This is a genomic window from Kribbella sp. NPDC051587 (genome assembly GCF_044453945.1).
Lineage (GTDB): Bacteria > Actinomycetota > Actinomycetes > Propionibacteriales > Kribbellaceae > Kribbella.
On record NZ_JBITDE010000002.1, the window covers coordinates 201,050 to 214,616 of the forward strand.

Sequence of the window (13,567 nt, forward strand, 5' to 3'; positions counted from 1 at the left end):
GCAACAGCGCCAGCAACGCTAGGCATTCAAGGAACCGGCCCGGAGGCGGGCGGTTCTGCTGAGCCCTTTCGTATCGAGCGAGGGAGAGGGGGTGACGCAATTGTTGGCTTACACGTTTTCTGGATTGATCCTCTCGCTGGTCGGCGTGTTCGTTCTGGTCCGCTTTGTAGGTATGCGCCTTCTGCACGCGATCATTGCCGGTCTGTGCGGTTATTTCATCGCAAAGAGCCAGTACGACCCCTGGGTGCAAGACCTGCTGACCAAGCTCGGCGGCAAGTAGCACGCTGATTGTCGAAATCCGAGTTCAAAGAAACTCAGAGAAGGGAGTAACGCCTATGACCCAAGTTCTTGCCTAGATGGGTGGTGACGTTACTGTGAATGAGAACTACAGCCGTCGTTACGGCTACGGATTAACTTCTGTTGATCTTTCCGAGATGCGCGCCCGGTTCCGGGCGGTTGTGCAAGCGCCCGAACTGCCTGAGTTGCATCAGGCCGCTGTTCTGAGTTCCTGCGATGTTCCCCGGCTGATCGCCGAGGTTGAGAGAGTCGCGATGCGGTATGCCGATCTGGTCGCCGCATGCCGGGCAGGAATCTTTTTCGCGATCGAGAACGGTGACGCGGACTGGCTGGGTTCGTGGCAATTCGTGTTAGACGAACTGCCGCCCGCGCCGGTGTCACACCCGATGTCGTGCCGTCCACCGAGCAGTGAGGGCGGTGATGACTAATGGGGCAGCGTTCGCATATACGCGGCTGGGATTCTCCCCGCCGCCGACGTCGGCGAGACGGCCTAGTCATTTACCACGGCCGCCCCGAGGGCGGAATCTCCGATCTGTTCTGGACTCTCGGAATGGGACTCGGATCGTTCTACCGGTACCGCTCCGAACTGGCCCCGGCCTATTGGTGGCTCGGCGCGTTACTGACCGGGGCATGGCTGCATTCTGCCCACCCCGGATGGTGGCCGGTGCCAATCCTGGCGGCCGGTGGAGCGCTGGTTCTGTTGATCTGGCGGCCGAGCTGGCTCCTGCGACGCTGGCCGTTGCTGGGCCGCTGGCGGGTCCGGCTCTGGGCGGCAGCGTTCGCGCCCTGCCTCGCTGCCACGGTCGCTGTCGCGGCCGTCTACGGCCCGACAGCTGGTGATCTGCCGACTTATAGCGCACTGGCCGGTTTCGGGCTGGCGTTGCCGTGGTGGTGGCGCGAGGACCGACGCCGCCTGACCCGAGTCCGGCTGATCCGTGAACGGTTCCCCGAGACCGCCGAACAGGCCGGGCTCCCCGGTGCACGCATGGTGTCGGCACAGGTCGGCAAATGGGGCTGGTCCGGGCGAGTCAAGATGCGCCGGGGACAGCACTACGCCGACGCCGTTTCGGCCGTTCCTGCGCTCGAATCCGCGCTCGGTTCCCGAGTTGGATCAGTGCGGGTCGAAGCGGTCCCCGACGACGCAGCAGAGTTCGTGCTGCGCCTCGTAGAAACCGACCCCCACGCCCAACCGATCAAATGGGAACCGCGCACCAACTCCGCACGCGCCTCGATTACCGATCCCGTCACGGTCGGAATATTCGAAGATGGCACCCCGGTCACGGTGTCATTCCTGCGCAGGCACGTCCTGATCGGTGGCGCGACCGACTCCGGCAAATCCGGCCTGCTGAACGTGATCCTTGCCCGGATCGCAGAATGCAACGACACCGTGGTGTGGGGCGTTGATCTCAAAAAGGGAATGGAACTTGCACCCTGGTCGAAAGTCCTGCACCGATTGGCCGACGACAACGAGTCCGCGGAACACCTTCTGCAAGCCGCCGTCGATGAACTCGAAACCCGCGCGGAATTTCTGACGGCCCGTGGCCGGCGGGAGTGGTACCCGAAATTTGATGAACCCCAACTGTTCATCATGATCGACGAATACGCCGAGCTCTCACGCAAAGGACAACGACTCGCGGATTCGATCGCACGACGCGGCCGAGCCGTCGCGGTCTGCCTGCTAATCGCCACCCAACGACCGACACAGAAAACCATGGGAGAAGGGTCAGCATTGCGAGGACAAATGAACGTCCGATTCTGCTTGCGAGTCAACGAGGCACCCGACGTTGATCTGATTCTCGGCGCGGGAAAGCTGCGGTCCGGGTGGGACACCACCGGCTTCGATGCCCCCGGCAAGTTCCTGGTTTCGGCGGCCGGACTCGACACACCCCGCCGAGGACGCGCCTACCTGATTACCGACCCCGACGTGACCGCCACCGCCACCGCTCACGCCCGACCAGGATCGGTCGCCGACACCGCCGCCAGCGGCCTTCAGAGCCGATCTGACGGCCCCGCAGAGGGCCCAGAGACCACCGGCGCACCCCCAGCCGTCTCAGGGCCGGAAATGGCCCTCTGGGCGGCGCTGCGGGACGCGCCTGCCGAGGGCGTCACCGTCGGCACGCTACAAACCGCGACTGGAAAGGGCCGCTCCTGGGTCTACAAGCGACTTAAGGCCGGACAGGTCGACCACACCCTCACCCAGCCAGCCCCCGGCCGCTGGCGACTCGTCAGCCCGACCCGCGACCACCCCGGACACGGCACACAGGAGTAGCCCCCATCCGCCGTCCGTCCACGTCTCGTCTCCTCGCGCGCGCCCGCACGTTAGAACGCACGTCACGCCACCGTGGACAGCCCGTGGACACGCCACATCGGGCGCAACGTGAAGCGAAGGGGAGGGCCCCACACCGGTCGGTGCCGGGCCGAAACGTTAGGGGTAAGACGCACGGCCCGGCCGACACCGCACACACCGCAGCCGAGGTGACTCGGCCCGTCAGAACGCGTACGCGCATCGCTAAGAACTCTAACGCGCAATCCCCGGGAGGGGGTGATATCCCACGCCACGGCCTAAGGATTCCTCAACACCCGCCGTACCTACGGCGAGGAAGGAGAAGAGAGAAGAAGCTCCACGGTCACGAATATACAGACCCAACGATCCGGAGATCCTGGCAATTGTGGCAGACATGCCACCGCCGCCGCCTGAGCTGGCCGCTCGTATTGCTCGAATGCTAGGCTATGACCAACCAGAAAGCCCGTAGCTATCAAATCAAATGAGGGTCGCAGGCGAATGCCTGCGACCCTCATCTTTGCGTATTGCCGATCATGATCATTCTTTGGTCGAGCTGGAGTTCAATTCCGATCCTAGGAGCCCATGCCAGGTGATGCACTCGTCGAGTGGGACGCCCTTCTTTCCGGCTCCACGCGATACCTCAAACGGCCCGAGGATTCGTAGTAGTTCCCGTTTCACGGCAATGTCCGCAGACTTGATCTTACGCTCAGCATCGGGACCAATAGTGTCGCGCAGAACCGAAGGCAGGCTTAGTTCTTTGGCGCGATCTCTGGCGTGCTGTAACTCACTCTCAAATTGGGCTTCGAAGCGGGCGACCACCGTGGGTTTGAGCTTCTGCACGGTCGCACCTCTCAACCATTCTTCCCATTCACTTTCGATTCGCTTAGCGTCCGCACGGGCCTCGGACAGAGCCTCATCATTTGCTGTGTAAGCAGCGGTGAGCAATTCTTCGACGTCTGGTCGGGAACACCACGCGATGATCGTAGACAGCAACAGTGAGTCAAGTTCGGTCATGGGGACACGCCAACAATTTTTGAGATAACAGCGGTACATGTGCTCGGCGTACCAACTCTCGGTTGGTGGCGTGACCTGAACAACACTTCCGCATTCACACTTTCCAATGTACGAGGCGATGTACTTCGCTGCCCCTGCGCGTGTCTTCATCCGCTTTTCGTCTTTCAGGATGACGTTGACCGACCAGTAAAGCTCATCTGAAATCAGTCCGTCCCAAAGCCCCTCGCCTACTATCTCGCCGTGCAGAACACGCTTCCCGATATAAACCGGATTGAGCGCCCACTTCCGAATCGTTGCGCGATTTACAGGATTTCCTTTCGCGGTCACGATACCGCGTTCAAGGAAATCCTGTTCAATAGCGAGGATTGTAGCTCCGCCGTCGAGACGCCTGAAAACCTCTCGAACAATCTCGCTTCGCTGGTAGAGTCGAATCTCGCCGTCTGGCCCCGGGGTGCCTTCGAAGAATTCATCGTCAGGGACTTGTGCAACGAAAGCCCGAGTCTTTTCGTCGTATATCCGGCGGTAACCGAAGTTTAGCTTCCCATGCGGGAGTCCGCGAAGAGCGGCCCCGTTGATGCCTCGGAGAACATTCTCATGTGTTCCAACGGATTGATCCTCGGCTTGCACTGCCTGAAATCCGAGACTCATCAGATCCGCTCGAACGCGCAAGTCGTACAATTGGCCACCGATCAGCCAGAACCAGAGGCCGACATTGATGCAGAGCTCGCGCAGTTCTACATAGACCTTCAGGTCGCGATGACTGCGAGCGAGCTCAAACAAGATCAGAACATCGCCGTCGCCGGACCTGATGGCGTCCAGTAGCAATTCGTACTCGGCTCGCGTCTTCTTCTTCGCATAGCGAGACGCAGAAATATTGTTGTCCTTGAAAGTCTTTCCCACTGTCCAGCCATGCCGGACGACCTCGCCCCGTCCAAGGTCGAGCTGATCATCGACAGACTTCTCTAGCCTCTTCTGGTCCTGACTGGCACGCGCGTAGATCAGCGCCACAACCTGAGCGCCCCCGCTCATCAGTGCCATCTTGTCGGCGTATACGCGTCGCTTCTGAGTCATCCAGAACCTCCCGTGGTGTCCATCAAATCACGGTCAGCTTCTAACGATCTTTGTCCCCCAAGAAGTTGCAGCAATCAGCCCCGCAATCTCCCAACAACTTCCAACCTGTGGAGAACCCAGCGGCCGGCGTTCAGGTGGGCGCCGGCTAGGTGGGGGCGGTTACCGGCTGTGGTGATCTCGATGTCTTGGTGGCGCCAGGAGGCGGAATTGGGCATAAAAAATGCTCGTCATGTGACTATGACGAGCTCGGCGCGGGTTGGTACCCAGGGTTGCCAGAGGAGGGGCATGTTGGCCTCACCGGGGGTGCGGTTGCCCTTGCGCTCGTTACAGGAGGCGTGGGCGGCGACCGCGTTGAGCCACTCGGTGCGGCCGCCTCGGGACCTGGGTTGGACATGGTCCATGGTGTCGGCGTTCTCGAGACCGCAGTAGGCGCAGCGGAACTTGTCGCGGCGCAGGACACCGTGCTTGCTGTACTTCATCCGGCCCGCGGCGTAGCGCCAGTGGGTGACGACGTAGCGGACCAGCCGTAGCACTCTGGGCACCGGAAAGGGGCCGATGTATCGCTCGCCGTGCGCCTCTTCGACGACCGCGACCTCGCGGACCAGCATCCGGATGGCGTGCTGGATCGACACGGTGTGCAGCGGCTCGTACGACGCGTTCAGGACAATCACGCTCATCCGGTGCCTCCAACAGGGCCGTAGCTGGGAACCACGGCGGTCTTGACGCAGGGTCTCAAGCATCCGTGGCCGGTCGGTGAACGGTCAACGGATTTCGTCAGACGGTCACGTGCCGGGTCGGCGGCGTGATCGGCGAAGATGTGCTTATGGAATTGAACAATCTGCTCTCAGGCCCACCCGAGACACTACTCCCAGTGGACCCGGCCGCGGCGGAACTCGCCGCCGGTGCCCCCGCGGTGGAGGTCGCGGCCAAGTTCCCGGCCTCCTCGTTGGCGTGGGGGACGCTGGCCGAGGCGGCCCTCGGCGAGGGGAACACCATCGAGGCGTACGCCTACGCCCGCACCGGCTATCACCGTGGCCTGGACCTGCTCCGGCGCAACGGCTGGAAGGGTCACGGACCGGTCCCGTGGGAGCACGAGCCGAACCGTGGCTTCCTGCGCTGCCTGGCCGTCCTCGGCAAAGCGGCCGGCATCATCGGGGAGACCGAGGAGGCCGAGCGCTGCACGACCTTCCTGCGCGACTCGTCCGCGACTGCCGCGGACGCCCTGGCCTGAAACCAGGTTGCCGGGCTGGTCACCCGACGGCAGGATGCGACGGATGACCAGCCCGTACTCCCAGCATGGTTTCCGCGTCGGCTTCGACTGGGGTCCGGTCGGCGCCGGCGTGGTGACCGGCAACCTGGTGGCAGTCGTCGACGTGCTCTCGTTCACGACAGCCGTCACCGTCGCCACCGACCTCGGCATCGACGTCTACCCGTACCGCTGGCGTGACGAGACTGCCGTTGCCTACGCCAAGCAGTACGACGCTCACCTCGCCGTCGGCCGATCCCAAGCCGGCCCCGGTGACGTGAGCCTGTCCCCGGTCACCATCCGACAGGCGACCGGAGTCACCCGGCTGGTGCTCCCGTCACCCAACGGCTCGACCATCACCCAGCAGCTCAGCGACGGTGGTGCCACCGTCATCGCCGTCTCACTCCGCAACCGCTTGGCAGCCGCAGCCTGGGCCAACGAGTGGCTCGCCGCAGATCCGGGCCTGAAGGTCGTAGCGATCGCTGCTGGGGAGCGCTGGCCGGACGGCTCGCTCCGACCGGCCGTCGAGGACCTCTGGGGTGCAGGTGGCTTCCTCAGTGCACTCGAGACGGACGGGCTGTCCCCGGAGGCCCGGGCGGCAGCGGCGGCGTACGACGCGGTCGCCGACGAGCTGCCCACACTCCTGCACGACTGCGCCGGCGGTCGCGAGCTCACGCAGTACGGCTATGCCGACGATGTCCGGATCGCGGCCGAGGTAGACGAGAGTCACGCCGTACCGGTGCTGAAAGACGGTAAGCTGAGCAACGTCAATCTGAAACGATGATTTCTGCCCGTTGACAGAGCCGGCAGGCGGTGTGCGTCCCCACTTCCTGCCACCACTGGACGGTTGTCGGCGGATTCGACGGACCGGTGAAGCAGGACGCCCACGGTCTGTCCCCGCCCCGACGGGCAGCGGAAGGCTTTGCCGTGCCGGCACTCACCGGACGGATCACCTATGCCCAGGTACTGCGTACCCCCGGAGCATGGAAGTTCTACCTAGCGGCCGCACCGGCTCGTATCGGGATCGCCATGACGAGCCTCGGCATCGTCTGGCTCGTCCACGCATCCACTGACTCCTACGCCATCGCCGGCACCGTCACCGGCGGCTTCGCCGTCGCCGAGGCGGTCGGCGGCCCCCAGGTCGCCAAACTCATCGACCGCTTCGGTCAGATCCGCATGCTGCCCATCATCCTGCTCACGCATGCGATGGCGATGGCGGTGCTGATCGGCCTCACCGTTTCACAGGCGCCCTTGTGGGTGCTGGTCGGAGCAGGTGTCCTGGCAGGCGGCTCTCTCCCACAGCTTGGCGCGCAGACGTCCGCCCGCTGGGCCTACGCGCTCAGAGGCTCAGGACTGCTCTCGTCGGCCTTCGCACTGGAGGCTCTGAGCACCAGCATCGCGTTCCTGGTCGGCCCAGGTCTGGTCGGCCTCGTGAGTTCGTTGTGGAGCCCGGTAGCTGGCACTGTGCTGGCGACCAGCCTGCTGCTGGCAGGAGGCTTCAGTCTGGTGGCACAGCGTCGAACAGCTCCGCCACCGGCAGTCGCTGGTCAGCAGGTGAGCTCAAGTCGCTTGCTACACAAGCGATTCCTCGCACTGGTTGCCGCCACGATCGGCATCGGCCTGTTCTTCGGCAGCATGCAGGTGTCGGTCACCGCCTACGCGGTGGAGCGCGGAACGCCAGCACTGGCCGGACCGCTCTACAGCATCACCAGTCTGGTCAGCTTGGTCGCCGGCCTGGTCTATGGCGCCAGGCGCTGGCCCATGGCGGTCGGTAACCAGTTCGTCTTGGCGCTGAGCGTCCTAACGGTGACGACAGTGCCGCTACTGGTCGTGAGCGCGCCCTGGGCAGTCGGAATCGCGCTAGCCCTGCCAGGGCTAGCGATTGCACCGTTCCAGACCCTCTCAGCAGTGATGACCGAGTCATCCGTCGAGCCGACCGTCCTGACGCAGGCCTTCACCTGGCTGAACTCAGGAAGCGCCGCCGGCATCGCCCTGGGCGCCGCCTGTGCCGGCCGAGTCGTCGACGCGAACAGCCCTCACTACGGCTTCGCCATCGCACTACTAGCCGGCCTCCTGTCAGTGCTCATGGCCACCGTCGTCAGATCGACCAGCCGGAGGCTAACTCCTGTAGGCCTCTAGTTCGACGATTCTTGAGTAGGTGGGGCCTTCGTTGCTGGCGAGGGTGCGGATGCGGATGGCGGTGGCCGTTACTGGGGTGAAGGTGGAGCTTTTGAGGCCTGCTGTGTTGCCTCGTACCTCGGCGACGGTCTGCCAGGTGGCGCCTACTTGGGCTTGGACGTCCCAGTCCTTTAGGCCGTAGCCGGCAGCTGGGTACTGCTTGGAGTTGAGGGTGTAGAGGTCGACTCGGCCGACGCTCTGTGGCTGGTCGAAGGCGACCTGGAGCCAGTCCGGGAAGGTGCCCTTGGTGGCGTCGTTCCAGCCGGTGGTCTTGGCCCAGTGCTCGGAGTCGCGGTCACCGTCGACGGCGCCGCAGGCCGGATAGACCGGCAGGTGTTCGCTGGAGGCGGTGACCGGGACGTAGCGGGCGAGGTTGCCGGTCGTGTCGGTCGGTGGCTCGCCTACCTGGACCGGGAGTGTGAGCTTCTGGCTACCGGCCTTGACGACGATCGAGTAGCTGCCCGGCGCGGTGCCCCGGGGCGCGTTGACGCTGATGGGGACCTTCAGGGTGTAGCCCGGCGGGAGGTAGCTGGACACCAGCTTGCGCGACAGAGTCAGCGACGTACCGGCGTCAAGGAAGGCATCGGCGTACACAGCGGTCTTTCCACTGTTGCCGAAGCGCAGTTCGAAGCCTGAGGTCGAACACGGCACGGGCGTCACCGCGACCTGCGCGACATCAGTCGCGAGAGTCAACGACTGCCGATCCACACTTCCGGGAACAACGGCTCCCAGCACCATTGCAGCCAGTACGACGATCGCGCGCGCCCTCATCACACCGCCTCCAGACCCGGGTTGCCGGCCTCGACCGCGAACGAATGGATGGTGGAGATCGGCGCGTCCGGCCGGTCGATGTAGGGCACCGCGCGGAAGTCGACGCGGAGCTCACGCTCGGTGAAGCGGAGCACGGAGTACCCCCGTTTCTCGTTGACCAGCTTCAGATGCGGATTCGCGGCCAGGAACTTCTGGCCGTTGGCCGTGACGTCGACGCCGTTGCCACCACTGCTGAACGAGGTCGGCACGATCTCCACCCCGTAGGTCTGCGACGTCGGATCAGCGAAGTCGCGCTTCATGTCCATCGCGTAGCCCGCGTGCACATCGCCGGTCAGGACGACCGGGTTGCGGTGCCGGTTGGCGGCGAGTCCGTCGAGCATCACCTTCTGCTCGGCGCCGTAGCCGTCCCAGGCATCCATGTTGTAGAGGTCTGCCGGGGTCGGGTCGAGATCCATCCGGCTCAGGATCACCTGGTTGGCCAGCACGTTCCAGGTGGCCCGTGAACGCTGAAGACCACCCAGGAACCATTGCGTCTGCTGCTGCCCGGCCAGCACGCGCGCGGGATCGCGGCGAGCGTCGGAGTCCGCCTTCCACCCGTCACCGGCGGCCTGGTCGGATCGGTACTGCCGAGTGTCCAGCACGCTCAGCTCGGCTAGCCGGCCGAAGCTCAGTCGCCGGTAGAGCAGGTAGTTCGGTCCCTCGGGAGCAGGTCCGCGTAGCGGCAGGTGTTCCCAGTACGCGCGGTAGGCGTTGGCACGCCGTACCAGGAAGTCTTCGACCGGAGCGTTGCTCTTCGACGTCAGCCCGGCGTAGTTGTCCTGGACCTCGTGGTCGTCCCAGGTGGTGATCCAGGGAGCGTTGAGATGTGCTGCCTGCAGGTTGGGGTCCGACTTGTAGAGCGCGTACTGCAGGCGGTACCGGTCGAGGGTGTCCGCCTCGGTGCGGAACTGGTCCGGGACCGGGTCGGTCAGGTTCCGGAGCCCGCCAGCCGCTGAGACGCCGTACTCGTAGATGTAGTCGCCCAGGAAGACCACCGCATCGACGTCCTCGGTCGCCAGGTGGCCTTGGGCCGTGTAATACCCGTCCGGCCAGGACTGGCAGGAGCTCACGCCGAGCGTCAGCTGTCCACCACGCTGGCCGGGCGCGGGCGCCGTACGGGTGCGTCCGGTCTGGCTGAGGTAGCCGTCGACGCGGAACCGGTACCAGTAGTGACGGCCGGGCTGCAGTCCGCGGACGTCGACGTGCACGCTGTGCGCGAACTCCGGCCGAGCAGTGGCGTGGCCGGAGCGCACTATCTTGCGGAAGTGTTCGTCCGCGGCGACCTGCCAGTCGACGCCGACCTTCTTGTACGGCGCTCCGCCCAGCGGCTCGAATGGCCGTGGTGCGAGGCGGGTCCAGATCACGACCGCGTCGGGCAGCGGGTCACCAGACGCGACGCCGAGCGTGAAGGGGTTGCCGGTCAGATGGCCGGACGGCTTGAGGGCCGTGCCCGGCAGGTTGGTTCCGAACGCCACTGCAGTGGCGGCGCCGGTGAGGGTGAGGAACCGGCGCCGGGCCAGCCTCACTGCGGGTCTCAGATCTTCGGTCACCGGTTATCCCTTCAGACCACTGGAGAAGCCACGGATGACATAGCGCTGCAGGACCAGGAAGACGAGCAGGATCGGCAGGGCGGCGAGCACCAGACCGGCCGCGACCAAGCCGTAGTCGGAGGTGTATTCGTTGACGAAGGCAAAGATCCGGACCGGTACGGTCTCCCGGCCCGAGCCGCCCAGGTAGAGCAACGGGGTGAAGAAGTCGTTCCAGATGTGGACGGCGTTCAGGATCAGGACGGTGCCGGTGATCGGCCGGAGCAGCGGGAAGATCACGTGCCGGAAAGCCTGCAGGTGCGAGGCCCCGTCGATGAGCGCCGCGTTGGTGTAGTCGGCCGGTAGCGACCGGATGAAACCGGTGTACAGGAACACGGTGAACGGCAGCTGAATCCCTGTGTAGAAAAGGATCATGCCCTGGTACGTGCCGAGCAGACCGAGGTCGTTGACCAGTTGGTAGAGCGGGATCATGCCGAGCTGGAACGGCAGGATGATCCCGACCAGGAACAGGATGTAGAGGCTGTAGCTGAGTCGTGAGGCGCGGCGTGCGAGGAAGTACGCTGCGAGTGATCCGAGCACGATCAGCGCGAGCACGCTGGACACGGTGATCAGGGTGCTGTTGAGCAGCGCCGAGCCGAGGGACGCCGACTGCCAGGCCGTGCCGAAGCTGTCCACCGACGGTGGGTCGGGCGGCGACAGCGGCGCGTTCGCGATCTGGCCGGGATCCTTGAACGCCAGTGTGACAAGGGCGTAGACCGGGAACAGGAAGGCGACCGCGACGGCCACCATCACGAGCTCCAGGACGAACGTGCGGGGCCGGTACGCCGTCCTCATGCGGTCGTCTCCCTCGAACGCAGGTAGCCGATCTGGACGAACGACACCGCCGCGACGAAGATCGCCAGCACCAGCGCGACCGCGGTGCTGTAGCCGAACTTGCCGAACACGAACGCCTGTTTGTAGAGCACGGTGGACAACGTGTCGGTGGCATAGCCCGGACCACCGTTCGTCATCGCGATGATCTGGGTGAACAACGTCAGCCCACCGACCGTCGACAGCATCACGTTGATCGTCACGGCCGGTGCGAGCAACGGCCAGGTGATGTGCCGGAAGCGCGCGACCGTCCCGGCGCCGTCGACCATCGCCGACTCGTGCAGCTCCGGCGGCACGCCTTCCAGCCCGGCCAGGAAGATCACCATCGAGTAGCCGGCGCACTGCCAGATCACGGTGAAGGCGACCGACCAGATCGCCAGTGACGGGTTGCCCAGCCAGTCCTGCCGCAGTGAGCCCAGCCCGACCGCCCCGAGGGCAGCGTTGAGGCCCGCGTCGGGCGCCGGGTTGTAGACGTACTTCCACAAGAACGACACCATCACCGGGCTGACCACGACCGGCGCGAAGAAGATCACCCGCAGCACCATCCGGCTCTTGATGGTGGTGTGCACCCCGAGCGCCAGCAGCAATCCCAGCCCGTTCTGTACGACGACGATCGCGACCGTCAGCAGCAGCGTGTTCCGCAGTGCGTCGAGCGCCTGGTCGTCGTGAAGGAGTTGCCGGAAGTTCGCCAGGCCGACGAACGAGCGTTGCTCCCCGACGCCGGACCAGTCCGTGAACGCCGACCCCGTGCCGACGATGCTCGGATAGAGCATCACCAGCGCGTACACGAGCAGGGCCGGCGCCGCGAAGAACCATGGCGGCGCGATCCCGCCGCGCCCGCCGAGCCGCCGTACTGTCATGCGGTCTTCCGGTAGGCCTCGTCCATCTTCTTCAGTGCGCCGTCGACCGTGGTCTTGCCGCCGAGAAGCTCTTGTACGACGGCGAAGTGGGTCGGCTGGACCTCGGCGTTCGGCCAGCGCTGGTCCATGAACGGGACCGCCTTGTCGTCCGCGAGGTAAGGCAGGAAGGGTTTCAGGACCGGGTCGACCTTGGCCTCGCCCTCGGAGTACAAGGGGACACAGGCAACCGCCTCGGCCCAAGCGCTGACGACGTCCGGCTGCCCGCAGAACTCGATGAACTTGCGAGCCTGGTCGGCCTTCTTGCTCTTCGCGCTGACGGCGAGGCCGACCACGATGCCGCCCGGGATCCAGTTGTCCGCGACCGTGTCGGTTGCGGGGAAGGGGAACATTCCGAGGTCGTCCGGCTTCGGTGCGGCCGCGCGGTAGGCCTGCAGGACGGCCGAGACCTGGACCGCCATCGCGGCCTTGCCGGTGCCGACCATCGAGGTGGCTTGCTCGTACGTCGTACCGTTCGGGTTGTCGTTGAAGAACCCGCGCTTCTGCAGTTCCAGGTACTTGTTCATCGCGTCGGCCCAGCCGGAGCCAGCGAAGGTCGCCGAGCCCGCCGCCATCTTGTCGTCGAAGTCGGGCTGCTTCGCATAAACCGTGCCAGGCACCAGTGCGTAGTTGATCAGCTGCGTGACCCACGGGGTCTGCGCGCCGAGCGCCAGCGGCACAATGCCCTTCTTCTTCAGGGTTTCGCAGACTGTCAGCAGCTCGCTCCACGTCGTCGGCGGCTGAACGCCGGCCGTCGCGAAGGCCTTCTTGTTGTAGATCGCGCCGAGCACGCTCGTGCCCGGCGAGAAGATATAGGTCTTGCCGTCCTGCTGGTAGGCGCCCTTGAAGCCGGTCGGGATCTTCTGGGTCCAGGCCTGGTCGCTGAGATCGGCGAGCAGCTTCGCCTTGCTCAGCTGGACCATCGACATCGCACTGCCGTTGCCGGGATAGACCGCGTGCAGATCCGGAGCGTTGCCGGCCGCGAGTTGCGCCCGCAGGGCCGTCTGCAACTGGTCCGCCGGCGAGAAGGACAGATTGAAGTCGAAGTCCGGGTTCTTCGCCTTGTACTCGTCCAGCGCTTTGCGCAGACCGGCCTCTTGGCTGCCTGCACCGATCACCTTCAGTGGGCCACCGCTGCCGCCGGACGAGCTGTTCCTGCAGGCTGCGAGCGTGCCGGCCGCTACCGCACCACCCGTCAACTGCAGGAGAAGCCGACGGCTGAGGGGACGCTCGAATACGGATGCCACGGGTTCCTCCTGAGCACGGAGCGGACGACGCTCTGGAAATATCGTCGATTAACGTGAACTCAACGTGAAGAAGTGTTAACTTCTCACGCCGCGCACGCTACGGACGC

13 protein-coding genes are annotated in these 13,567 nt (G+C 64.7%); 6 read left to right on the forward strand and 7 right to left on the reverse strand.

Translation table 11 applies throughout. The annotated features are described in order from the left end of the window. The first annotated feature begins 91 nt into the window (after positions 1–91). The 3 genes from ACIA49_RS07100 to ACIA49_RS07110 all read left to right on the forward strand — a co-directional run bounded on the left by ACIA49_RS07100 (position 92) and on the right by ACIA49_RS07110 (position 2,566). Complete coding sequence (locus tag ACIA49_RS07100; RefSeq protein WP_396376215.1) at positions 92–280, forward strand: hypothetical protein; 189 nt, start codon at positions 92–94, stop codon at positions 278–280. Positions 281–374: 94 nt separating this feature from the next. Further along, complete coding sequence (locus ACIA49_RS07105; protein WP_396376216.1) at positions 375–725, forward strand: hypothetical protein; 351 nt, start codon at positions 375–377, stop codon at positions 723–725. A gap of 122 nt (positions 726–847) precedes the next feature. After that, on the forward strand, positions 848–2,566 hold the full coding sequence (locus ACIA49_RS07110) for an FtsK/SpoIIIE domain-containing protein (protein WP_396376217.1): 1,719 nt from the start codon (positions 848–850) through the stop codon (positions 2,564–2,566). A gap of 552 nt (positions 2,567–3,118) precedes the next feature. On the opposite strand, the gene ACIA49_RS07115 is transcribed toward ACIA49_RS07110, so the two are convergent. Together ACIA49_RS07115 and ACIA49_RS07120 are read right to left on the reverse strand one after the other, a co-directional pair. Next, positions 3,119–4,666 carry a recombinase family protein gene (locus ACIA49_RS07115; RefSeq protein WP_396376218.1) on the reverse strand — a complete coding sequence of 516 codons (1,548 nt, stop codon included), beginning with the start codon at positions 4,664–4,666 and terminating at the stop codon, positions 3,119–3,121. Positions 4,667–4,893: 227 nt separating this feature from the next. After that, positions 4,894–5,343 carry an HNH endonuclease gene (locus ACIA49_RS07120; protein ID WP_391548514.1) on the reverse strand — a complete coding sequence of 150 codons (450 nt, stop codon included), beginning with the start codon at positions 5,341–5,343 and terminating at the stop codon, positions 4,894–4,896. Between the two features lie 146 nt (positions 5,344–5,489). Between ACIA49_RS07120 and ACIA49_RS07125 the strand changes: the two genes are divergently transcribed. The 3 genes from ACIA49_RS07125 (at position 5,490) to ACIA49_RS07135 (ending at position 8,051) form a co-directional block, all read left to right on the forward strand. Next, entirely contained in the window at positions 5,490–5,897 is a 408-nt protein-coding gene (locus ACIA49_RS07125) for a DUF3151 domain-containing protein (protein WP_396376219.1), read from the forward strand. 43 nt (positions 5,898–5,940) lie between these two features. Further along, complete coding sequence (locus ACIA49_RS07130; RefSeq protein WP_396376220.1) at positions 5,941–6,696, forward strand: 2-phosphosulfolactate phosphatase; 756 nt, start codon at positions 5,941–5,943, stop codon at positions 6,694–6,696. 143 nt (positions 6,697–6,839) lie between these two features. Continuing rightward, on the forward strand, positions 6,840–8,051 hold the full coding sequence (locus ACIA49_RS07135; RefSeq protein ID WP_396376221.1) for an MFS transporter: 1,212 nt from the start codon (positions 6,840–6,842) through the stop codon (positions 8,049–8,051). Here the strand turns inward: ACIA49_RS07135 and ACIA49_RS07140 are convergent. From ACIA49_RS07140 to ACIA49_RS07160, 5 genes are read right to left on the reverse strand one after another with little or no spacing between them, the layout of a single operon-like run. Continuing rightward, on the reverse strand, positions 8,031–8,861 hold the full coding sequence (locus tag ACIA49_RS07140; protein WP_396377167.1) for a discoidin domain-containing protein: 831 nt from the start codon (positions 8,859–8,861) through the stop codon (positions 8,031–8,033). The two genes, ACIA49_RS07135 and ACIA49_RS07140, sit on opposite strands and share 21 nt — an antisense overlap. Continuing rightward, positions 8,861–10,450, reverse strand: coding sequence for an alkaline phosphatase D family protein (locus ACIA49_RS07145; RefSeq protein ID WP_396376222.1), 1,590 nt, complete (start codon positions 10,448–10,450; stop codon positions 8,861–8,863). The genes ACIA49_RS07140 and ACIA49_RS07145 overlap by 1 nt, the downstream gene beginning before the upstream one ends. Positions 10,451–10,453: 3 nt before the next feature. Next, entirely contained in the window at positions 10,454–11,281 is an 828-nt protein-coding gene (locus ACIA49_RS07150) for a carbohydrate ABC transporter permease (RefSeq protein ID WP_391548520.1), read from the reverse strand. Then, a complete protein-coding gene (locus ACIA49_RS07155; protein ID WP_396376223.1) occupies positions 11,278–12,177 on the reverse strand; it encodes a carbohydrate ABC transporter permease in 900 nt (299 codons plus the stop codon). The genes ACIA49_RS07150 and ACIA49_RS07155 overlap by 4 nt, the downstream gene beginning before the upstream one ends. Continuing rightward, positions 12,174–13,460 (reverse strand): ABC transporter substrate-binding protein, encoded by a 1,287-nt coding sequence (locus tag ACIA49_RS07160; protein WP_396376224.1) that lies wholly within the window; start codon positions 13,458–13,460, stop codon positions 12,174–12,176. The genes ACIA49_RS07155 and ACIA49_RS07160 overlap by 4 nt, the downstream gene beginning before the upstream one ends. Positions 13,461–13,567: the final 107 nt, after the last annotated feature.

Coding starts and splice junctions, on each gene's coding strand:
- ACIA49_RS07130 (WP_396376220.1), top strand. CDS start 5,941: ATGACCAGCCCGTACTCCCAGCATGGTTTCCGCGTCGGCTTCGACTGG.
- ACIA49_RS07140 (WP_396377167.1), bottom strand. CDS start 8,861: ATGAGGGCGCGCGCGATCGTCGTACTGGCTGCAATGGTGCTGGGAGCC.
- ACIA49_RS07125 (WP_396376219.1), top strand. CDS start 5,490: ATGGAATTGAACAATCTGCTCTCAGGCCCACCCGAGACACTACTCCCA.
- ACIA49_RS07110 (WP_396376217.1), top strand. CDS start 848: ATGGGACTCGGATCGTTCTACCGGTACCGCTCCGAACTGGCCCCGGCC.
- ACIA49_RS07120 (WP_391548514.1), bottom strand. CDS start 5,343: ATGAGCGTGATTGTCCTGAACGCGTCGTACGAGCCGCTGCACACCGTG.
- ACIA49_RS07155 (WP_396376223.1), bottom strand. CDS start 12,177: ATGACAGTACGGCGGCTCGGCGGGCGCGGCGGGATCGCGCCGCCATGG.
- ACIA49_RS07150 (WP_391548520.1), bottom strand. CDS start 11,281: ATGAGGACGGCGTACCGGCCCCGCACGTTCGTCCTGGAGCTCGTGATG.
- ACIA49_RS07115 (WP_396376218.1), bottom strand. CDS start 4,666: ATGACTCAGAAGCGACGCGTATACGCCGACAAGATGGCACTGATGAGC.